The organism is uncultured Castellaniella sp. (genome assembly GCF_937988725.1).
Classification (GTDB): Bacteria; Pseudomonadota; Gammaproteobacteria; order Burkholderiales; family Burkholderiaceae_B; genus Castellaniella.
In genome coordinates this window covers 19599-38407 of the sequence record NZ_CALKHS010000011.1, presented here as the reverse complement: position 1 = coordinate 38407, position 18809 = coordinate 19599, and the positions used below count along the sequence as shown (strand labels likewise).

At 68.8% G+C, this 18809-nt stretch carries 21 protein-coding genes; 9 read left to right on the top strand and 12 right to left on the bottom strand.

Going from position 1 to position 18809, the window contains the following annotated elements; genetic code table 11:
* Positions 1-63: 63 nt before the first annotated feature.
* The 6 genes from nirK to Q0263_RS17290 form a co-directional block, all read right to left on the bottom strand.
* On the bottom strand, positions 64-1146 hold the full coding sequence (nirK, locus tag Q0263_RS17315; protein WP_298019326.1) for a copper-containing nitrite reductase: 1083 nt from the start codon (positions 1144-1146) through the stop codon (positions 64-66).
* Between the two features lie 194 nt (positions 1147-1340).
* Positions 1341-2174, bottom strand: coding sequence for an SUMF1/EgtB/PvdO family nonheme iron enzyme (locus Q0263_RS17310; RefSeq protein WP_298019323.1), 834 nt, complete (start codon positions 2172-2174; stop codon positions 1341-1343).
* 104 nt (positions 2175-2278) lie between these two features.
* Positions 2279-2929, bottom strand: coding sequence for a lipoyl(octanoyl) transferase LipB (lipB, locus tag Q0263_RS17305; RefSeq protein WP_298019320.1), 651 nt, complete (start codon positions 2927-2929; stop codon positions 2279-2281).
* Between the two features lie 9 nt (positions 2930-2938).
* Entirely contained in the window at positions 2939-3214 is a 276-nt protein-coding gene (locus tag Q0263_RS17300; protein ID WP_298019317.1) for a DUF493 family protein, read from the bottom strand.
* A gap of 8 nt (positions 3215-3222) precedes the next feature.
* Positions 3223-4467 (bottom strand): D-alanyl-D-alanine carboxypeptidase family protein, encoded by a 1245-nt coding sequence (locus tag Q0263_RS17295; RefSeq protein WP_298019315.1) that lies wholly within the window; start codon positions 4465-4467, stop codon positions 3223-3225.
* A 153-nt stretch (positions 4468-4620) separates the two neighbouring features.
* Entirely contained in the window at positions 4621-5280 is a 660-nt protein-coding gene (locus tag Q0263_RS17290) for an alpha/beta family hydrolase (RefSeq protein WP_298019313.1), read from the bottom strand.
* A 57-nt stretch (positions 5281-5337) separates the two neighbouring features.
* Here Q0263_RS17290 and Q0263_RS17285 point away from each other — a divergent pair, with 57 nt between their 5' ends.
* From Q0263_RS17285 to galU, 4 genes are all read left to right on the top strand, one after another.
* Positions 5338-6201 (top strand): biotin--[acetyl-CoA-carboxylase] ligase, encoded by an 864-nt coding sequence (locus tag Q0263_RS17285; RefSeq protein WP_298019311.1) that lies wholly within the window; start codon positions 5338-5340, stop codon positions 6199-6201.
* Positions 6198-7028 (top strand): type III pantothenate kinase, encoded by an 831-nt coding sequence (locus Q0263_RS17280; RefSeq protein WP_298019308.1) that lies wholly within the window; start codon positions 6198-6200, stop codon positions 7026-7028. Before Q0263_RS17285 ends, Q0263_RS17280 begins: the two co-directional genes overlap by 4 nt.
* Before the next feature lie 139 nt (positions 7029-7167).
* Positions 7168-7344 (top strand): hypothetical protein, encoded by a 177-nt coding sequence (locus Q0263_RS17275; protein ID WP_298019305.1) that lies wholly within the window; start codon positions 7168-7170, stop codon positions 7342-7344.
* Positions 7341-8180 carry a UTP--glucose-1-phosphate uridylyltransferase GalU gene (gene galU, locus Q0263_RS17270; RefSeq protein ID WP_298019303.1) on the top strand — a complete coding sequence of 280 codons (840 nt, stop codon included), beginning with the start codon at positions 7341-7343 and terminating at the stop codon, positions 8178-8180. The genes Q0263_RS17275 and galU overlap by 4 nt, the downstream gene beginning before the upstream one ends.
* Before the next feature lie 39 nt (positions 8181-8219).
* Here the strand turns inward: galU and Q0263_RS17265 are convergent, their stop codons facing one another.
* Together Q0263_RS17265 and waaC are read right to left on the bottom strand one after the other, a co-directional pair.
* The gene (locus Q0263_RS17265; RefSeq protein ID WP_298019300.1) at positions 8220-9554 is read right to left on the bottom strand and encodes a 3-deoxy-D-manno-octulosonic acid transferase; all 1335 of its coding nucleotides are present in this window, start codon (positions 9552-9554) and stop codon (positions 8220-8222) included.
* Positions 9551-10525 carry a lipopolysaccharide heptosyltransferase I gene (gene waaC, locus Q0263_RS17260; protein WP_298019297.1) on the bottom strand — a complete coding sequence of 325 codons (975 nt, stop codon included), beginning with the start codon at positions 10523-10525 and terminating at the stop codon, positions 9551-9553. Before waaC ends, Q0263_RS17265 begins: the two co-directional genes overlap by 4 nt.
* Before the next feature lie 141 nt (positions 10526-10666).
* Between waaC and Q0263_RS17255 the strand changes: the two genes are divergently transcribed.
* A complete protein-coding gene (locus Q0263_RS17255; protein ID WP_298019294.1) occupies positions 10667-11188 on the top strand; it encodes a gamma carbonic anhydrase family protein in 522 nt (173 codons plus the stop codon).
* Positions 11189-11223: 35 nt separating this feature from the next.
* Here the strand turns inward: Q0263_RS17255 and Q0263_RS17250 are convergent, their stop codons facing one another.
* The 4 genes from Q0263_RS17250 to Q0263_RS17235 all read right to left on the bottom strand — a co-directional run bounded on the left by Q0263_RS17250 (position 11224) and on the right by Q0263_RS17235 (position 15360).
* Entirely contained in the window at positions 11224-12279 is a 1056-nt protein-coding gene (locus Q0263_RS17250) for a glycosyltransferase family 4 protein (RefSeq protein ID WP_298019292.1), read from the bottom strand.
* A 71-nt stretch (positions 12280-12350) separates the two neighbouring features.
* Positions 12351-13718: a bifunctional UDP-N-acetylglucosamine diphosphorylase/glucosamine-1-phosphate N-acetyltransferase GlmU gene (glmU, locus tag Q0263_RS17245; protein WP_298019289.1), complete on the bottom strand. Its 1368-nt coding sequence runs from the start codon at positions 13716-13718 to the stop codon at positions 12351-12353.
* Positions 13719-13835: 117 nt separating this feature from the next.
* Positions 13836-14483, bottom strand: coding sequence for a PhaM family polyhydroxyalkanoate granule multifunctional regulatory protein (locus Q0263_RS17240; protein ID WP_298019286.1), 648 nt, complete (start codon positions 14481-14483; stop codon positions 13836-13838).
* A gap of 43 nt (positions 14484-14526) precedes the next feature.
* On the bottom strand, positions 14527-15360 hold the full coding sequence (locus Q0263_RS17235; RefSeq protein WP_298019283.1) for an NUDIX domain-containing protein: 834 nt from the start codon (positions 15358-15360) through the stop codon (positions 14527-14529).
* A 254-nt stretch (positions 15361-15614) separates the two neighbouring features.
* Here Q0263_RS17235 and coxB point away from each other — a divergent pair, with 254 nt between their 5' ends.
* The 4 genes from coxB (at position 15615) to Q0263_RS17215 (ending at position 18805) form a co-directional block, all read left to right on the top strand.
* Positions 15615-16775, top strand: a complete 1161-nt coding sequence (gene coxB, locus Q0263_RS17230; RefSeq protein WP_298019280.1) for a cytochrome c oxidase subunit II — start codon at positions 15615-15617, stop codon at positions 16773-16775.
* Positions 16776-16861: 86 nt separating this feature from the next.
* Positions 16862-18469, top strand: coding sequence for a cytochrome c oxidase subunit I (gene ctaD / locus Q0263_RS17225; RefSeq protein WP_298019277.1), 1608 nt, complete (start codon positions 16862-16864; stop codon positions 18467-18469).
* Between the two features lie 31 nt (positions 18470-18500).
* Positions 18501-18617 (top strand): cytochrome oxidase small assembly protein, encoded by a 117-nt coding sequence (locus Q0263_RS17220; RefSeq protein ID WP_298019274.1) that lies wholly within the window; start codon positions 18501-18503, stop codon positions 18615-18617.
* Entirely contained in the window at positions 18614-18805 is a 192-nt protein-coding gene (locus tag Q0263_RS17215; protein WP_298019272.1) for a DUF2970 domain-containing protein, read from the top strand. The genes Q0263_RS17220 and Q0263_RS17215 overlap by 4 nt, the downstream gene beginning before the upstream one ends.
* The last annotated feature ends 4 nt before the right edge of the window (positions 18806-18809 follow it).

The following is an 18809-nucleotide window of genomic DNA, read 5'->3' as shown; positions in this document are numbered from 1 at the left end:
GCCACGCAAGGCGATGATTTTTCCGCATCCGGGCCGGCTTGCGGCCCGGATTCCGTCCAGCGATTACTTGATCGGGCTGGGCGCCACGACCTGTTTCATCAGGTCGTTGTTCCACTTGCCTTCCACCTTCACGTGCCCCGCCGCGCCCAATTCGAAGGCCTCGATCAGGTTGTGGTTCACGTAGGCGTACACGCCCGGCTGCTTGAAGGTGTAGAGCGCCGCGCCGGCCGTGCCGCCCGGGATGAACCAGGTCTCCAGGTTGCGTTCCGGCTTGTTGATGAACTTGCCCGTGGCCCAGACGTAGTCGCCGTGACCGCCGATCAGGTGCGGACGCGTGTCGCGGTTGGCGGACGAGTGGATGAACAGCACCGACTCGCCGACCTTGGCCGTCAGGGCGCCTGCGCCGGTCAGGGCGCCGACCTTGCCGTTGAACACGACGTGGGTGGGCGTCAGCTTGCGCATGGCTTCCACCGTGTCGCCGTAGCTTTCCAGCGGCGTGTCGTAGGACTTGTACTGGCCGTTTTCATCCTTGGGGATGTACAGATCGAATTCACCGATCGTGTAGGCCTTGTCGTAGCTCAGCTTCTTGCCGTTGCCGTCGGTCAGGCCTTCGCGCGGCAGCACCATCAGCGTGCCGCTCATGCCGGAGACCACGTGCCAGGGCACCATGCCTTCCGGGGCGCAGTGATAGACGAATGTACCGGTGCGATCCGCCTTGAAGCGCAGCACGGTCTGCTCGCCCGGCTTGATCTTGGTCAGCGCGCCGCCGCCCAGAGCGCCGGTCGAGGCATGGAAATCGATGTTGTGTTCCAGCGTGTTCTTGGTCGGATTGATCAGGGTCAGCTGCACATAGTCGCCCTCGTGCACCACCATGGTCGGACCCGGCATCGTGCCGTTGAAGGTCATGGCCTGCAGGGTCGTGCCGTTTTCCTCATCGATGACGATCTTCTTTTCCTCGATCGTCATGGTGAATTCAACGACGCGCGGTTTGGCCTTGGTCGCCTGCTCGTGCTTCATCACATTGGGCGGAGCCACCAGCATGGGGCGGATGTGCTCCAGCGAGTCGGCAGGGTCTGCAAGCGCCACGCCGCCCGCCAGCAAGGACGCCAGCGCGGTGGCTGCCATACACAGACGAAATACCTTCATATACAACTCCCTGTTTGATGTTGTCGTCTCTTTCGACGATTCCATCTTGTCACGCCCAGGGTTAACCCTTGTTGCGCTGGATCAAACTCATTCAGGGGAGGTTCAGGTGTCGTGAAGCGGCTTTGATCTGGCGCAAAAGCCGGCGGGCGGCGGCCGCCCGCATGTCGCCGGAAAGCGACAGCCGCGGGATGGCTTCAGAGGTCGCGGATCAGCCGGAACCCCAGATTCGCGGGCGGCAGGCCGATCGAGCAGGCGCCGTTGCGCGGATCGCGAATGAAATCCGGCATGGCGGCGATATGCGCCCCGGCCAGGATGCGCACGCCGCAGTTCTCGCGCGGAGCCAGGGGCAGCGCGCCCACGCTGTGGCTGGCAAAGCAGGTGGCCGTCCATTCCCAGACGTTCCCCGCCATGTCGCTGACGCCCAGGGCATTGACGCCGAAATGTCCGAAAGGCTGGGCGGGCTTGATGCGCCCCTGGCTGCGGCTGATCTCCCGATCGTATTCGGCCAGCCAGCGCACCGCCGGATCGTTCGGATCCGACGGCAGCGCGCCTTCCTCCCGGTAGCGGTCCGCGGCCGCCCGCACCCATTCGGCATAGGCCGGCAGCCGCCAGGACTGGCCGGTCTCCCGGGACAGCCAGGCCGCGTATGCCATGGCATCAGCCCAGCTCACCCCGACGGCGGGCAGATCCGGCGACGCCAGGTGGCGGAAACCCTTGTCCAGCGGCTTGCAGGCGCCGGCCCCGACGCACTGCGCGTATTCGGCCTGGCTGACCTGCCGGCGCATGATGGCCCGTCCGGCATCGACGGTGCCCTGCACGCGCGGCGCATCCACCGGCCGCCCCTGGTCCAGGAATTCGCCGGCGGCCTGATAGGTGAAGGCGCCCGCCGGAATGGGCACGACGTCGATGGCGGGCGCCGACGCGGCCGCCATCGACGCGGCCGCCAAGGCCGCGGCCAGCGCCGCGCGCCGCAGCGCCCGCGCGCGGCGGGGGAACGGGAAGTTCTGAGGAAAAGGAATCTGCTTCATGGAAAGGCCTCATGGAGACCCTTCCATTGGACGCGGAAGACGCGCGCGCCGTATTGAGGCGCATCAAGCAACCGCGTCTGCGCCGCGCCGGGGCGCGGCGCGCTTCAACGATCCGTGGTTTCCCAGGCGGCGCTGAAGCGCCCCGCCAGGCGCTCGCCGACGTCCGCCAGGTCCGCCCGCACCCCGCAGGCCCGCAGGTCCACGGTCTGCAGGCCCGCGTAACCGCAGGGGTTGATGCCCGAAAAGGGATCGAGATCCATGTCCACGTTCAGGGCCACCCCATGATAGGCGCAGCCCCGGCGGACCTTGATGCCCAGCGCCGCGATCTTGGCCAGATCATCCCCCCGGGGCTGGCTCAGCGTCGATTGGGGCACGTAGATGCCGGGGGCGCCCGGCTTGCGGCACGCCGACGACACGCCCAGATCCGCCAGCACGTCCAGGACGGACTGCTCCAGCAAGGTCACGAAATCGCGCACGAACACCCCGCGCCGGCGCAGGTCCACCAGGGTATAGAGCACCACCTGCCCCGGCCCGTGGTAAGTGACCTGCCCGCCGCGATTGCAATGCACGACGGGAATGCCATGAGGGTTCAGGATGTGGGATTCCAGCCCGGCCTGCCCCAGGGTATAGACGGGGGCGTGTTCCACCAGCCACAGTTCGTCGGGCGTGTCCGCCCGGCGGTCTTCGGTGAAATCCTGCATGGCCTGCCAGACGGGCAGATAGGCGGCGGGACGATCCAGCCAACGCAAGCGCATGCCGCCCGCCTACAGGACGACGGACACCAGTTCGTGCCCATGCAGGGCGCGGTACAGGTTGTCCAGTTGTTCGCGCGAGTGCACCCGCACCGTCAGGGTCAGGCCCAGGTAATTGCCGCTGGAACTGGGGCGCACTTCGATGGAGGCCGGATCGAAGCCGGGATCGAAGCCCCGGACCAGGTCGGCCATGGCGGGCAGGAATGTGTCCACCGCCCGCCCCATGACCTTGATCGGAAAATCGCAGGGATACTGGATCAGGGATTCTTCCGGAGGAATGGTCGCCATGCCGGGCCTTACTGGAACATCAGGCGGACCTTGTCCACCAGGCGGCCGAAGAAGCCGGCCTCGGGCACCGAATGCATCACCAGCAGCGGCACCTGTTTCAGCGGCTTGCCATCGAGGGACGCCACCAGGGTGCCGGCCTGGTCGCCTTCGGTCAGGGGCGCCATCAGCGGCTGGGTGTAGCGGGCTTCGGTTTTGATCTGATCGGCCTTGCCGCGCGGCACGGTCACCCACAGCGGTTCGGTCACCCCCAGATCGGCGGTCTCGGTCGCGCCTTCCCAGACCCGGGCGGAGACGGCCGGCTTGGTCTTGTCCAGCAGCTTGACCGTGTCGAAGTTCTTGAAGCTCCAGTTCAGCAGCTTCAGGCTGCTTTCGGTACGGGCGGCATCGCTGGCCGCGCCCACGATCACGGACACCACCCGGCGCCCGTCGCGCAGCGCCGTCGCCACCAGGCAGTATCCCGCCGACTGGGTGTGGCCGGTCTTCAGGCCGTCGACGGTGGAATCCGCCCACAGCAGGCGGTTGCGGTTGCTCTGCTTGATGTTGTTGTAGGTGAATTCCTTCTGGCTGTCGTAGTGCCGGTACTGCGGGAAGCGCTGCACCAGCGCGCGCGCCAGGATCGCCAGGTCCTCGACCGTGGTCATGTGGTTGGGGTCGGGCAGGCCGGGAGCGTTGGTGAAGTTCGTGTGCTTCATGCCCAGGGCCTTGGCCTGCTGGTTCATCAGCGCGACGAAGGCCGATTCGCTGCCGGCCACGGCTTCGGCCAGCGCCACGGTGGCGTCGTTGCCCGACTGCACCAGCATGCCCTGCAGCAGGTCATCCACCGACACTTCCGTGTTCGGGTTGATGAACATGCGGGAGCCTTCGGTCTTCCAGGCCTTTTCGGAGATCCGGACCTTCTGGTCGAGCTTCAGGCGGCCGCTTTCCAGGGCCTCGAAGATCACGTAGGCCGACATCAGCTTGGTCAGGGACGCGGGTTCGACGGCGTCCTGGGCGCCCTGGGCCGCGATGATCTGGCCGCTGGTGGCGTCCAGCGTCAGCCAGGCCTTGGCGCCCAGCGTGGGCGCGGGCACGCTGGACAGGGCGCTGACGCCTTCGGCCGGCGCGGCGGCGGGCGTTTCAGCGGTGGCCGCGGGCTGTTGGGCCGGCGCGGCCGCGGTGGCCGACCAGGCCGCACCCGGCACCAGCAGCGCGCAACTGAGCGCCAGCGGCGCCAGACGGAAACGGCGAAGGGTCGGCAGCGGAACAGATCTCATGGGCATCATCGAAAAAGGGAAATAAAACGTGAGGCCCATTATAGGCAGCGCACCTGACGGCTTCATGGACCGCCTCGGCGGAAATCGAGACAAAACGCAAGCAACTGAAACTCGAAGTCTCGATGCCCGCGGGCGCCGGCCGCCGGCGGATCGTCAGGGCAAAGGTTCCGCCAGCCCCGCCAGGCTGCTCAGCACGATCTGGCGCAGGATCAGCAGCTTGCCATGGAAGAAATGACCGGCATCCGGCACGATCGTCAGGGGCAGCTGGTGCGCCCGGGCGAAATCCATGCCTTCGGACAAGGGCACGACCTCGTCCTGTTCGCCATGGATCATCAGCGTGGACGCCGGCATGGACAGGGGGCGGTACCGGAAGCGTTCGACGGCGCAGCCGATCAGCATCAGGCGCGAGGGCAACGGCAGGCCGCGGTCGGCCAGTTCCGCATACAATTGAGCCGCCACGGCCGAGCCGAAGGAGAAGCCGGCCAGCACCCACGGCCCCTGGGCCGCCTGCGGCCAGTCCTGGAAGACCTGCTCGACGCACGCCACCATGTCGGCGGTTTCGCCGACGGCCCGGTCGAATTCCCCCTGCGAGCCGCCGACCCCGCGGAAATTCGGCCGGATCGACAGCAGGCCCTGCTGCACGCAGGCGCGCGCCACGGTGGTGACGACCTTGTTGTCGCGCGTGCCGCCATGCAGCGGATGCGGGTGCAGGACCAGGGCCCATCCGGCGGGTGACTGTTCCGGATGGTCCACGGTATATTCAACCGTTCCCGACATCCCCCGGAAAGCCGATTGTTCCGTACGCAAACTCATGATGAACTGGACTCTTGATCGGTGTGACTCACGCCTCATTCTACCTACATGAACGGCATGGCTCCTGATTCCGCCTTCCCCTTCCCCGACCCCGATCGGATGGCCAGCGAGCTGCGGGCGGCGCTGCCGTTCTTTCAACAGGTCGACTGGCTGGCGGACACCGGCTCGACCAACGCGGATCTGCTGGCGCGCGCGCGCCAGCCCCAGGGCTCGGTCGCCCGCCCCTGGCTTCTGGGCACGCACCTGCAGACCCAGGGGCGCGGACGCGCGGGCCGCACCTGGCAGAACAGGGTGGGCGCCAACCTGATGTTTTCTTGCGCCTTCGACGTCTTCCTGCCCGCGCGGCAGCTGCCCACCCTGTCGCCGCTCATCGGGCTGGCGACCTGCCAGGCGCTGCGCCGGCAGCTGGGCCCGGAACACCGGGCCCGGCTGAACATGAAATGGCCCAACGACCTGCAATGGGACCAGGCCAAGCTGGCCGGCATCCTGATCGAGTCCACCCGCTCGGGCACCGCCCAGGTCGCCGACCACCACCTGATCATCATCGGCATGGGGCTCAATCTGCTCGACGCCCGCGCGCTGTCGCAGTCCCTGGACCGCAACGTGGCGGACTGGTCGGGCCTGGCGGCCCTGGACTCTCAGGCCGCCCGGGCCACGCCCGCGTCGCTGGCCGCCTGCGCCGCCCTGGCCTGGTATGACGCGCTGAACCAGGCCACGGCGCATGGTTTCGCCGACCTGCCCGCCCGTTATGCCCAGGTGGACGGCCTGGCGGGGCAGCCGCTGGACGTCATCGACGACGGCAAGCTGCGGCAGACCGGAATCGCCTGCGGCATCGACACGCAGGGCCGGCTGCTGCTGCGCAGCGCCAACGGCGTCCAGGCCGTCTCGGTCGGCGAAATTTCGGTACGGCTGCGACGATGAAGCTGCTGATCGACGTCGGCAACACCCGCGCCAAGATCGCCTGGGTGACGCCCGGGGCCGCCGCCCGCCGCAGCCCGGCGCAGACTCTGGACTACGCGCTGCTGCCGGAACTGGCCGCCCGCCTGCCGCACCGGCCCGGGGAAATCCTGGGATCGAACGTGGCCGGGCCGCACATCCGCCAGCAACTGGATCAGTCCTGCCAGGCGGCCTGGGGCCTGGCGATACGATGGTGCGACACCCGCGACGGCCGGACGCTGCTGGACAATCCCTATGCCGATCCCTCCCGCCTGGGGGCGGATCGCTGGCTGGGTCTGCTGGGACTGCTGGACACGCTGTCCGACGAACCCGGCTGGCGCTCGGGCCACCCCGCGCTGCTGGTCAGCTTCGGCACCGCCACCACCATCGACACGATCCTGCCGGGCGACGGCCGGGCCAGGCCCGCCTTTCTGGGCGGACTGATCCTGCCCGGCCCATCCCTGATGGCCCGCAGCCTGGCCCAGGGCACGGCGCAACTGCCCCTGGGGTCGGGGCGCTGCGTGGACTTTCCGCAGGACACGCAGGATGCCATCGCCAGCGGCATCGCCGCCGCCCAGGCCGGCGCCCTGCTGCGCCAATGGCGTCTGGCCCGCCAGCAGGCGCAGGGCCGGGCGCCGCTGGTGTTCGTCTGCGGCGGAGGCTGGCCCGCGGTCGAGACGGCGATCCAGGCGGAACTGGCCCGCGCCCAGGATGCGCTGCAGCTGCCCCGCAGCCCCGCCCGGGCGCTGGACGGCCCCGTGCTGGACGGACTGGCCTGCCTGGCCGCGGCCGTCCGCGCGCCGGCCGCCTGACCGCCCCGGGGAACGGCCGGATCCCGACGGCCGGCCGGAAGCCCCGCCCGCGCCAGTTGATATACTGGCCTTTGCATCGCCTCAACGGCGCCATTCCGGCCGGCCTGTCCGGCGGCCGATATCCGACACCCTTCGCCTCATGCGCTTCCTGCTGACCCTCGCCGTCGCCGCCAATCTGGCCCTGCTGGCCTACGGCCAAGGGTTTTTCGGCCCGCCGCCCTCGGAACAGGGCCGCACGCCGCGTCCCCTGTCGCAGCGCAATCAGCAGGCGCTGGCGCCCAGCGCCCCGATCCCTCCTGAATTCACGCCACGATGAAACCTATCCGCAAAGCCGTTTTCCCGGTTGCCGGCCTGGGCACCCGTTTTCTGCCCGCCACCAAGGCCATGCCCAAGGAAATGCTGCCGATCGTCGACAAGCCGCTGATCCAGTACGCCGTCGAAGAAGCCCTGGCCGCCGGCATCACCGAACTGGTCTTCGTCACGGGCCGCAACAAGCGCGCCATCGAAGACCACTTCGACCGCGCCCCCGAACTGGAAGCGGAACTGGAAGCCAAAGGCAAACAGGCGCTGCTGGACACCATCCGCACCATCCTGCCCGATCACGTGCACTGCATCTACACCCGCCAGGCGCAGCCTCTGGGCCTGGGCCACGCGGTGCTGTGCGCCGCGCCCATCGTCGGCAACGAACCCTTCGCCGTGCTGCTGGCCGACGACCTGCTGGACGCCGACACGGCCGTGACGCGCCAGTTGGTCGATGCCGCCCATCAGCACGACGGCAGCGTGCTGGCCATCCAGGAAATCGACCCCGCGGATTCGCGCAAGTACGGCATCGTCGCCGGGTCCTCCGTCGACGCCCGGAACACCCGGGTGGAACACATCGTCGAGAAGCCCGCGCCGCAGGACGCGCCCTCGAACCAGGCGGTCGTCGGCCGCTACGTGCTGGAACCGGAAATCTTCGACTTCCTGCGCCAGACCCAGGCCGGCGTGGGCCAGGAGATCCAGCTGACCGACGCGATCTCGGCCATGCTGCGGCACCGCAAGGTCTTCGGCCACCGCTACGTCGGCGAACGCTACGACTGCGGCAGCAAGGAAGGGTTCTTCAAGGCCACGATCGCCCTGGGCAAGAAATACCACGGCCTGAGCGCCGACTGATTTCTTCGCGAAGGGCCGACGTTCCGCCCGGCCCCGGCATCAGGCTGGCCGCCGCGCCAGCAGATCCTCGATCCCGTCGACCACCCGGGCCACCGCGCCCGCATGCTGGCGCACCCAATGGCGACCGGCCTGCCCCGCCTGCGCGGCGAGAGCCGGATCGTCCAGCCACCGCAGGGCCTGGCGCACCGCCTGCTCGGGATCGGCCGCCTGGACGACCGCGCCGGCCGCCTGCGCATCGGCCACGGCCTGCTGAAAATTCGCCGTATGCGGCCCGACGATCACGGGGCAGCCCAGGGCGCTGGCCTCGATGAAATTCTGCCCGCCCAGCGGCGCGAAGCTGCCGCCGACGATCGCCACCTGGCTGCCGGCGTAATACCAGGGCATTTCCCCCAGGGTGTCGCCCAGCAGCACCGCCGCCTGCCGGCAGGCCGCCAGCGCGGAACTGCTTCCGTCGCCCAGTTCCAGCAGCTGCGTGCGCCGCACGAACGGCAGGCCCGCCGTGCGCAACTGATCGGCCGCCTGATCGAAGCGCTGGGGATGCCGGGGAATCAGCAGGAACAGCAGCGGCGGGACGGATTCCGCCCCGGTCGCCGCCACCCGTTCGCGCGCGCGGCGGATGGCCTGGATGAACGCCGGGTCCTCGCCCTCGCGCGTGCTGGCGATGGCGATCACCCGGCGGCCCAGCTGCGCGGCGAACGCCCGCCCGCGCGCGGCCTTGTCCTGATCCAGCTGGACGTCGAATTTGAAATTGCCCGAGACGCTGACCTGCCGGGCGCCGGCGCGTTCCAGGCGCCGCGCGTCCGCCAGCGACTGGGCGTAGGTGCGGGCGATGCCGCCGTAGGCCGGGCGCATCAGCCCGCCCACGCGCAGGGCGCGGCGCAGGCCGGATTCGGACAGGCGGGCGCTGGCCAGCACCAGCGGCACCCCCGCCCGCTGCGCGGCATGGACCAGATTGGGCCAGAGTTCGCGTTCGATCAGCACGCCCAGCGAGGGCCGGTACTGGCGCAGGAACCGGCGCGTCGCCCCGGGGAAATCATAAGGCAGCCAGGCCTGCTGCAAGGCGCCCCGATCCAGGTCTTCCGCATACGCCCGCCGGCCTTCGGCCCATCCGGTGGCGGTCAGGTGCGTCAGCAGCACCCGATGGCCGCGATCCAGCAGCGCGCGGATCAGCGGCTGGGCCGCGCGGGTCTCGCCCAGGCTGACGGCATGGATCCAGATCGCGCCGGCGGCCGGCGCAGCCGTCTTGTAGCGGCCAAAGCGCGCGCCGTCCAGCACCGCCCACCGCCCCCCCGCCCGGCGCGCCCGCATTCCCATCCAGGCCAGCAGCAGCGGCGACAGCAGCGTCAGCAGCAGGGAATACAGGCGGCGGATCATTGCGCCGGATCCGGCCGGGCCGCATCCAGGGCGGCGTCGATGGCCGCCAGCACCTGCCCGGCATCGGGTTCCTGGCCGCGTTCGCCCAGGCTGGCCGTGTAGGCCGGCCCCTGCAGCGGCGTGCGCACCGGCGTGGAGGCCTTGTAGATGCCGATGGTGGGGCGCCCCAGGCCGGCGCTGAGATGCGTCAGGCCGCTGTCCAGCCCCACCATGATCCGCGCCCGCGCCAGTTGGTCGGCCACCTGGCGCAGCCCCAGGCGCGGCAGGACTTCGGCCTGTTCGCGCCCCTGGATCAGTTCGCGGGCCCGCGCCTGTTCGGCCTCGTTGCCCGCCAGCAGGCGCAGGCCCAGGCCGCGCGCCTGCAGATGATCGAAGACCCGGCGCCAATGACCGGCCGGCCAGAGCTTGTCGTCGCGGCTGGCCGACGGCATGATCAGGGCCGCCGGTTCGATGGCCGCGCCGTCGGTGATGGCCCGCAGGCCGAAATCGGGCGCCCCTTCGGGGGTGTAGCCGAAGGTCGCCGCCGCCAGCGTGCGCTGGCGGACGATGGCCGGTTGCCAGAACTCCACGCGGTGCTTGACGTCGTAGAACAGGGACGCCAGGGGCTCGCGGGCGGATTTCCAGTCCAGCCCGTGGCGCACGCCTCGCGCCTGGCGCACCAGCCAGACCGATTTCAGCAAGGCCTGCATGTCCAGGATGATGTCGTATTGCCGCGCCGCCAGATCCGCCCGCAGGGCCGCCCGCTCGCGGCGCGTCTGCGCATCCCACCAATGCTTGCGCCAGCGCCGGTGCGCCACGGGAATGACCTCGTGCACGGCCGGATGCCAGGAAGGGATCTCGGCGAAGGATTCCTCCGCGATCCAGTCGATCCGCGCGTCGGGCACATGCCCGGCGATGTCGGAGATGGCCGGCAGCATGTGCACCAGGTCCCCCAGCGAGGACGTGCGGACGATCAGGATACGGGTTGTCATGGCGCGATTATAGGCGGGCTACCCTCTCCGCTTGCGGGGCTGGTATCCTTGTTGGCATCCAGCCACACGGCCCCGCCGGCGCGGCGCGCGGTCCGCGATCGAGCCCCGCCGCCGACCGGCCCCGACCCGGAGCACCGACCCATGACCTGTTATTCCCTGGGGGATCTGACCCCGCACATCGATCCCTCCGCCTTCATCGCCGCCGAGGCCACCGTGATCGGCGCGGCGACCTTGCAGGCGGGCGCCAGCATCTGGCCGGGCGCGGTGATCCGCGCCGACAACGAACCGATCGTCGTGGGCGAGCAGTCCAACATCCAGGAAAACGCCGTGCTGCACGTCGACAAGGGCAAGCCGCTGACCATCGGCCGGCAGGTCACGGTCGGCCACCAGGCCATGCTGCACGGCTGCACCATCGAAGACGGTTCCCTGATCGGCATCCAGGCCGTCGTGCTGAACGGCGCCGTCATCCGCCGCAACAGCCTGGTGGGCGCCGGGGCGCTCGTCACCGAAGGCAAGACCTTTCCCGAAAGATCCCTGATCCTGGGCGCGCCCGCCAAGGCCGTGCGCACATTGTCGGACGAGGAAGTCGCGGCCCTGCAGCGCAGCGCCGCCGACTACGCCGAGCGCGCCGGCCACTACAAGGACGCCTTGCGCCCGCTGTAGTCCCCGGGCCGATCTTCAGGGCCGCCGGCGGGACGCTAGGCGCGCAGCAGGCGGCCGTACAGCTGCTGATACGCGGCCACCATCGCCGGCACCGAATACGCCTGAGCCACGTGCGCCTGAGCCCGCTGCCCCATGACCCGGGCGGCATCCGCGTGGTCCAGCACCCAGGCGACGCGCCGCGCGATGGCCGAATCATCGCCGGCCGGCGCCAGCAGGCCGCGATCCGGATCCAGGATCTCCCGATGGCCGCCCACGTCCGTCGCCACCACGGGCAGGCCGGCCAGGCAGGCATCCAGCACGCTGGTACCCAGGGCCTCGAATCGCGAGCTGCTGACGTAGACATCCGCCAGCGCCAGGCAGTCGCCCACGTTCCCCTGAAAGCCGGCGAAGCGGTAATGATCCTGCAGGCCCAGAGCCAGCACCCGGGCGCGGGCGGCGTCGGCCGCCGCGCCGTCGGCCCCGCAATGCAGGCAGATCACGTCCGGATGATCCGCGCGCAGGCGGTGCACGGCCTCGATCAGGGTCAGGGGATCTTTTTCGGGGCTGAGCGCCGCCGCCGTCACCAGCACCCGGCGCCCCGTCAGACCGAACTGCCGGCGCAAGGCCTCGACACGGGCCGGATCCGCCTGCTGCGGCTCCACCGCGCTGGGGATCACGATGGCCGACAGCCCGCAGGCCCGGGGCGCCGCGGCGGCGGCCTGGCTGATGGCCACCAGGGCATCGGCCCGCCCCCATTTCCAGCGCTGTCGCCGCACCCTGTCCGGCGCATCGAAGGCGGTGCGCCGGGTGAAGACCAGGGCCGCCCGCAGGACGGGCCGCAGAAAGGCCAGCAGGCTCATGGCCTGGGCCGTCTGGGCATGGATCACGTCATGGGAACGGCGCTGCGCCAGCAGCAGCCGCGCCAGCGCCAGGCTGCCCGAACAAGGAAAGACCCGAATGCCGGCGGCCTCGGCGCGCTGCGCCAGCGGCCCACCCGCGCGCGCCGCCAGGGCCACCTGATGGCCGGCGGCCCGCAGGCCTTGCAGAGTGAACAGCGTCTGGCGCTCGCCGCCGCGCCAGCCTTTTTCCAGGTTCAGATGCAAAATGCGCATGGCGCGGCCCATCCCCTTTCAGGCGAAGTGCCCGGACGGCGCCCGCGCGCGCCCTGCGCGGCACCCCACGATCAGCCCTTGCGCGCCGGCCGCTTCCAGCCTTGCACGGTCTGCTGGCGGGGCCGCGACAGGGTGAGCTCGCCCGCGGGCGCATCGCGCGTCAGCGTGGTGCCCGCGCCCAGCGTCGCCCCCTGGCCGACCTTCACGGGGGCGACCAGCTGCGTGTCCGAGCCGATGAAGACGTCGTCTTCGATGATCGTCTGGAATTTGTTCACGCCGTCGTAATTGCAGGTGATGGTGCCGGCGCCCACGTTGACGCGCTCGCCGATCACGGCATCGCCCAGATACGCCAGGTGATTGGCCTTGGACCCCCGCCCCAGGCGGGTCTTCTTCAGTTCGACGAAGTTGCCGACGTGCGCGTCGGGGCCGACGTCCGCGCCCGGCCGCAGGCGGGCGTAGGGGCCGATGCGGGCGGAGTCGCCCACCAGCGCGCCTTCGACGTGGCTATAGGCATCCAGCGCCGCGCCCGCGCCGATGTCGGCGTCGCGGATCACGCAATGCGGCCCGACGCGCACCCCGTCGGCCAGCCGCACGCGGCCTTCGAAGACGCAGCCCACATCGATGAAGACGTCGCGCCCGCAGCTCAATTCGCCCCGCAGGTCGAAGCGCGCCGGGTCCGCCAGGGTGACCCCCTGTTCCAGCAGCAGCCGGGCCTGCTCGCCCTGCCAGATGCGTTCCAGCTGCGCCTGCTGCACGCGGCTGTTCACCCCCAGGGTTTCCCAGTGCGCGGCCGGCTGGGCATGCGCCACCGGCACGTGCTCGCCCACCGCCAGCCCGACGATGTCGGTCAGATAGTATTCGCCCTGGGCGTTGTGGTTGTCGATCCGCCCCAGCCAGCGCCGCAGCGCGGCCGTGGGCGCGGCCAGGATGCCGGTGTTGACCTCGGCGATGGCGCGCTCGGCGTCGCTGGCGTCTTTATGTTCGACGATGCGCTGCACGCGCCCCTGGGCGTCGCGCACGATGCGCCCGTAGCCGCTGGGGTCGTCGAGCGTTTCCGTCAGCAGCGCCAGGCCGTCGCCCCGCGCCTGCAACAGCGCCTGCAAGGTGGCGGACTGCACCAGGGGCACGTCGCCATACAGCACCAGGCAGGTGTCGTCGGGATCGCCCTCCAGCAGATGCGGCAAGGCCTGCATGACGGCATGGCCGGTGCCCTGCTGGGGCTGCTGCAGCGCGAACGTCAGGTCCTGGCCCGCATAGGCCGCCTGCACGCGATCCGCGCCATGGCCCACCACGACCACCACCCGGTCGGGATTCAGGGCGCGGGCCGCGCCCAGCACGTGGCTGAGCATGGGTTGCCCGGCGATCGGGTGCAGGACTTTCGGCAGGTCGGACTGCATGCGCTTGCCCAGGCCCGCGGCCAGAATGATGATGTTCAGCATAGATGTAAAGATTGAAAATTGAAGATGGGATTCCGATGGATGCCGCGGGCCGGCCGGCCCCGGTCAGGGGCGGTCGGCCCCGGTCAGGGGCGGTCGGCCCGCGGTGCGCGACGCGCGTCAGGCGCGGGGCTTGCGGCCGGTCTTGCCGGCTGCCGGGGTCCGGCTGGTCTTGCCGGCGCGCGCGGAGGAGGTCTTCGCGGCCGTGGCGCGGGGCTTGGCCGGTTTCTTGGCCGTTCCCGCCACCGAGGCGGTTTCGGCGGCTTCCGCCATGCTGCCCAGGCTGGCGGTGGTGGCTTCGCGCAACTGTTCGAACTGCTGCTGCACCATGTTCCACCAATCGCCGGCCGCCTGCGCATAGGCCTGCCCCGCGGCATCGGCCTGGGCGCCGGCCGAAGGCTTCGCCGACCGGGCCGACGCGGCGGATTTGCCGGACTTGGCCGCCGAGGCGGCCGCGCCGGGGAACGCGCCCCCGGAGAAGGATTGCAGGGTCTTGAGCGTGCTGCGCTGGATTTCCAGCCCCTGGATGGTGTTGGCCAGCATCGTGGCGTTCAGCTGCAGCCAGTTCTGCACTGTCTGCAATTCGCGGATGCGCCGGTCCAGCTCATCCAGGGACATGGCCGGCATGGCCGGGGCATCCATGTGCCCGGCCAGGTTCTGCCAGGCCTGGCGCATCATGTCCAGCCCGGCGAACAGCGGGTTGCCGGCGGACTCGCCTTGCTGACCGAATCCGGGCAACACGAAGGGATTGGGGGATTCCTGTGCCATGATGGTTTACCTCCGCCGGATCGGGCCGGCATCAATCAAGGGGTCAAGGACGCGGCGGCGCGGTCAGGCGCCGCCGCAGCGAATCCAGGATGCACAATTCGGCTTCCAGAGTAAAGGCGCCGCGCGTGATCATGTCCCACAATTCGGCCATGTCGACGCAGCGGAACGCCAGGACTTCGCCATCCAGATTGGCCGGCGCCGTGGCGGCGTCCAGCACGCAATCGCTGAGCAGCACGGTTTCCACCTGATAACCGTCGGGCAGGCGGCGATGCATGCGCAGCACGGTGCGCACGGGGCTGTGCGAGGCCAGCGCGGCCGGCACCAGGCCGGCTTCTTCGTGGGATTCGCGCAACAGCGCCGAGGCGGGGTCTTCGCCCGCCGCCACCAGCCCGCCCGACAAGGTATCCCACAGCCCGGGGTCCGTGGATTTGCTGAGCGCGCGGCGGGCCACCCACAGCCGGCCGTCGGGGGCCCAGCCGTTCAGGTGCACGGCCTGCGTCAACAGCCCCAGCGGACGCACGGCGCCGCGTTCGATGCGCCCCAGCAGGCGGCCTTCGGCCACGACGTCCAGCAATTCGTCGCGCCAGCTGCGGATGCAGCCCGCATCCCGCAGGGCCAGGGCCAGGGCGCGCAATACGCCATCCAGTCCCAGGCGCGCCGCGGGCGCCGCCGACAGGTGGGCGGCTTCGGCTTCGACGTGGACGCCGGGATGATCGGCGATGGCGGCCAGGGCCTCGGGACCGATCCAGCCGGCCACCCGCCCCGAGACCGTCACCGGCCGCGCGCCGACCGGCGGCAGCTGCTGGGCGCGGCGCACCAGCCGCGCACTGCGTGCCGACACGTCGCCCAGGGTAAAGACCTCGGAGGTGGAATCCATCGGAGCATTGTAGTGGAAGCCCGGACGGGATAGGTGGAAACCCGCGAAAGCCCACGATCAGCGCCGCACCCCGCCTGTACAAGCCTGCATGCTTGGCTATAATCCCTTCAAGCTTATAAGGACATCGCAGGCCGCCGCTGTCGCAGTTTCGCGGCCTGACGATATCATCATGTGTGCAGGGCTCGTTTCCCCCTCGTGTGTCTTTGACGAAGGTCAACCCGCCCCGGAGAACACACACCAACCAGAGGGACAACATGAAGATGGTCAGAGGGTTGTTGGGCATGATCGCGCTGTCATGGATGGCAGTCGCCACCGCGCAGGTTCAGGACATTCCGGGGGGACCGGCGGTCGATCAGCTGAACGTCACTCCGGGGGTCACGCCGATCTCCCAGGAAATACACGAATTGCACTGGATGATCCTGATCGTCTGTACGATCATCTTCATCGGGGTTTTCGGCACGATGCTGTATTCCATCGTCAAGCACCGGAAATCCAAGGGCTACAAGGCCGCCAAATTCGATGAAAACCTGTCCATCGAACTCACCTGGACCGTCATCCCCTTCCTGATCATCGTCGGCATGGCCATCCCGGCCAGCCGCACGGTCGTCGCCATGAAGGACACCACGGGAGCCGACCTCACCATCAAGGCCACCGGCTACCAATGGAAATGGGGCTACGAATACCTCGACGGCCCGGCCACCGGCGTGCACTTCCTGTCCAATCTGTCCACGCCCCAGGACCAGATCGACGGCAAGGCCCCCAAGAGCAACACCTATCTGCTGGAAGTCGACCGCCCGCTGGTGGTGCCGGTCGACAAGAAAGTCCGCGTCGTCCTGACCGCCTCCGACGTCATCCACTCCTGGATGGTGCCCGACTTCGGCGTCAAGCAGGACGCCGTTCCCGGCTACCTGCGCGACACCTGGTTCCGCGCCGAAAAGGTCGGCACCTATCGCGGCCAGTGCGCCGAACTGTGCGGCAAGAACCACGCCTACATGCCCATCGTGGTCGAGGTCAAATCCGCCGAAGACTACGCCAAATGGGTCAAGGACCAGAAGGCCGCGATGGCCGCCGCCACCGAAGATCCCAACAAGACCTGGTCCAAGGACGAACTCTTCGCCAAAGGCAAGGAAGTCTTCGCCGCCAACTGCGTGGCCTGCCACCAGGCCAACGGCCAGGGCATCCCGGGCACCTTCCCGGCGCTGAACGGCGACAAGAAATTCGTGCTGGCTCCCATGAAGGAACAGATCCTGACCGAACTCAACGGCCATCCGGGCACCGCCATGGCGGCATTCCGCGATCAGCTCAATGATGTCCAGCTGGCAGCCGTCATCACCTATACCCGCAACGCTTGGGACAACGCCGGAAAAGGCCCCGACCCCGTCGTGCAGCCGTCTGACGTCAAGGCCCTGCGCTGACACACAGATAGTCGCGCAACGGCACTATCCCGAACCCAATTTTTCCGCGCCGCCCTGCGTGCGGCGCGTCCTCGAAGGAGGCATTCATGAGCAGCGTCACCGCAGACCACATCCCGCCCAGCGTGGGTCATGACGACCACGCGCACGACCACGTCCCCACCGGCTGGCGACGCTGGGTCTTCGCCACGAATCACAAAGACATCGGGACGATGTACCTGATCTTCTCGTTCTGCATGCTGCTCGAAGGCGGCACCCTGGCGCTGTTGCTGCGCACGGAGCTCTTCGAACCCGGCATCCAGTTCTTCCAGCCCGAGCTGTTCAACCAGTTCACCACCATGCACGGGCTGATCATGATCTTCGGGGCCATCATGCCGGCCTTCGTGGGCTTCGCCAACTGGATGATTCCGCTGCAGATCGGCGCCTCCGACATGGCCTTCGCCCGCATGAACAACTTCAGCTTCTGGCTGCTGCCCGTGGGCGCCATCCTGCTGACCGCGTCGTTCTTCGTGCCGGGCGGCGCCAACGCGTCCGGCTGGACCATGTACGCGCCGCTGTCCCTGCAGATGGGCCCGGGCATGGACTTCGCCATCTTCGCCGTGCACATCCTGGGCGCCTCGTCCATCATGGGCGCGATCAACATCATCGTCACCATCCTGAACATGCGCGCCCCCGGCATGACGCTGATGAAGATGCCGATGTTCTGCTGGTCCTGGCTGGTCACGGCCTACCTGCTGCTGGCCGTGATGCCGGTGCTGGCCGCCGCCGTCACCATGCTGCTGACCGACCGCCATTTCGGCACCCACTTCTTCAACGCCGCCGGCGGCGGCGACCCGGTGCTGTACCAGCACGTGTTCTGGTTCTTCGGGCACCCCGAGGTCTACATCATGATCCTGCCGGCCTTCGGCATCGTGTCGCAGATCATCCCGACCTTCGCCCGCAAGCGCCTGTTCGGCTATGCCTCCATGGTCTACGCCATCTGCGCCATCGCCATCCTGTCCTTCCTGGTGTGGGCGCACCACATGTTCACCACCGGCATGCCGGTCACGGCCCAGCTGTTCTTCATGTACGGCACCATGCTGATTTCCATCCCGACGGGGGTCAAGGTCTTCAACTGGACGGCCACCATGTGGCGCGGGTCCATGACCTTCGAAACCCCCATGCTGTGGGCCATCGGCTTCATCTTCGTGTTCACCATCGGCGGCTTCACCGGGCTGGTGCTGGCCATCGCGCCCATCGACATCCAGGCGCAGGACACCTACTACGTGGTGGCGCACTTCCACTACGTGCTGGTGGCCGGATCCCTGTTCGCCCTGTTCGGCGCCGCCTACTACTGGCTGCCCAAATGGTGCGGCCACATGTACGACGAAAAGCTGGGCAAGCTGCACTTCTGGAGCAGCATGATCTCCTTCAACGTCGCCTTCTTCCCGATGCACTTCCTGGGCCTGGCCGGCATGCCGCGCCGCTATGCGGACTACGCCGCGCAGTTCACGACCTTCCACCAGGTGGCCACCATCGGCGCCTTCTGGTTCGGCCTGTCGCAGCTGATCTTCATCTACGTGGTGGTCAAGGCCGTGCGCAGCACCGGCCCCACCGTGGCGGCCTCTCCCTGGGAAAGCGCCGAAGGCCTGGAATGGACGGTGCCGTCGCCGGCGCCCCACCACACCTTCGTCACGCCGCCCCAGTATGAAGGCTGATCCTGTGCAGACCAGAACCTCCGGATCCGTCATGACTCCTGAACAACGTCGCCGCAATCGCCGCACCGGATGGCTCCTGGCCCTGTTCGCCGTGGCCATCCTGGTCTGGACCTTTGTCCGCGCCAACCTGTACGGGGTCGTTGATTGAGCGGTCCGGGCAATTTTCTGCGATCGGTACGCACCGTCGCGTGGGCCTTCCTGGGCCTGCGCAAACGCTCCGGGCACGATGACGATCTGAATCGCATCGGCCCAGCGCATCTCATCGTGGCAGGCCTGCTGGGCGGGCTGATATTCGTATTGCTTCTGTTACTGGCCGTCCGGCTGGTCACGGCCTAGAATC

Bases quoted from the DNA above. Each gene is read 5' to 3' on its own strand.
- Q0263_RS17285 (WP_298019311.1), top strand. From the start codon at position 5,338: ATGGCTCCTGATTCCGCCTTCCCCTTCCCCGACCCCGATCGGATGGCC.
- Q0263_RS17310 (WP_298019323.1), bottom strand. From the start codon at position 2,174: ATGAAGCAGATTCCTTTTCCTCAGAACTTCCCGTTCCCCCGCCGCGCG.
- Q0263_RS17250 (WP_298019292.1), bottom strand. From the start codon at position 12,279: ATGCGCATTTTGCATCTGAACCTGGAAAAAGGCTGGCGCGGCGGCGAG.
- Q0263_RS17265 (WP_298019300.1), bottom strand. From the start codon at position 9,554: ATGATCCGCCGCCTGTATTCCCTGCTGCTGACGCTGCTGTCGCCGCTG.
- Q0263_RS17275 (WP_298019305.1), top strand. From the start codon at position 7,168: ATGCGCTTCCTGCTGACCCTCGCCGTCGCCGCCAATCTGGCCCTGCTG.
- Q0263_RS17280 (WP_298019308.1), top strand. From the start codon at position 6,198: ATGAAGCTGCTGATCGACGTCGGCAACACCCGCGCCAAGATCGCCTGG.
- galU (WP_298019303.1), top strand. From the start codon at position 7,341: ATGAAACCTATCCGCAAAGCCGTTTTCCCGGTTGCCGGCCTGGGCACC.
- nirK (WP_298019326.1), bottom strand. From the start codon at position 1,146: ATGAAGGTATTTCGTCTGTGTATGGCAGCCACCGCGCTGGCGTCCTTG.
- waaC (WP_298019297.1), bottom strand. From the start codon at position 10,525: ATGACAACCCGTATCCTGATCGTCCGCACGTCCTCGCTGGGGGACCTG.
- Q0263_RS17235 (WP_298019283.1), bottom strand. From the start codon at position 15,360: ATGGATTCCACCTCCGAGGTCTTTACCCTGGGCGACGTGTCGGCACGC.
- ctaD (WP_298019277.1), top strand. From the start codon at position 16,862: ATGAGCAGCGTCACCGCAGACCACATCCCGCCCAGCGTGGGTCATGAC.
- coxB (WP_298019280.1), top strand. From the start codon at position 15,615: ATGAAGATGGTCAGAGGGTTGTTGGGCATGATCGCGCTGTCATGGATG.
- Q0263_RS17290 (WP_298019313.1), bottom strand. From the start codon at position 5,280: ATGAGTTTGCGTACGGAACAATCGGCTTTCCGGGGGATGTCGGGAACG.
- Q0263_RS17220 (WP_298019274.1), top strand. From the start codon at position 18,501: ATGACTCCTGAACAACGTCGCCGCAATCGCCGCACCGGATGGCTCCTG.
- lipB (WP_298019320.1), bottom strand. From the start codon at position 2,929: ATGCGCTTGCGTTGGCTGGATCGTCCCGCCGCCTATCTGCCCGTCTGG.
- Q0263_RS17255 (WP_298019294.1), top strand. From the start codon at position 10,667: ATGACCTGTTATTCCCTGGGGGATCTGACCCCGCACATCGATCCCTCC.
- Q0263_RS17300 (WP_298019317.1), bottom strand. From the start codon at position 3,214: ATGGCGACCATTCCTCCGGAAGAATCCCTGATCCAGTATCCCTGCGAT.
- Q0263_RS17295 (WP_298019315.1), bottom strand. From the start codon at position 4,467: ATGAGATCTGTTCCGCTGCCGACCCTTCGCCGTTTCCGTCTGGCGCCG.
- Q0263_RS17240 (WP_298019286.1), bottom strand. From the start codon at position 14,483: ATGGCACAGGAATCCCCCAATCCCTTCGTGTTGCCCGGATTCGGTCAG.
- glmU (WP_298019289.1), bottom strand. From the start codon at position 13,718: ATGCTGAACATCATCATTCTGGCCGCGGGCCTGGGCAAGCGCATGCAG.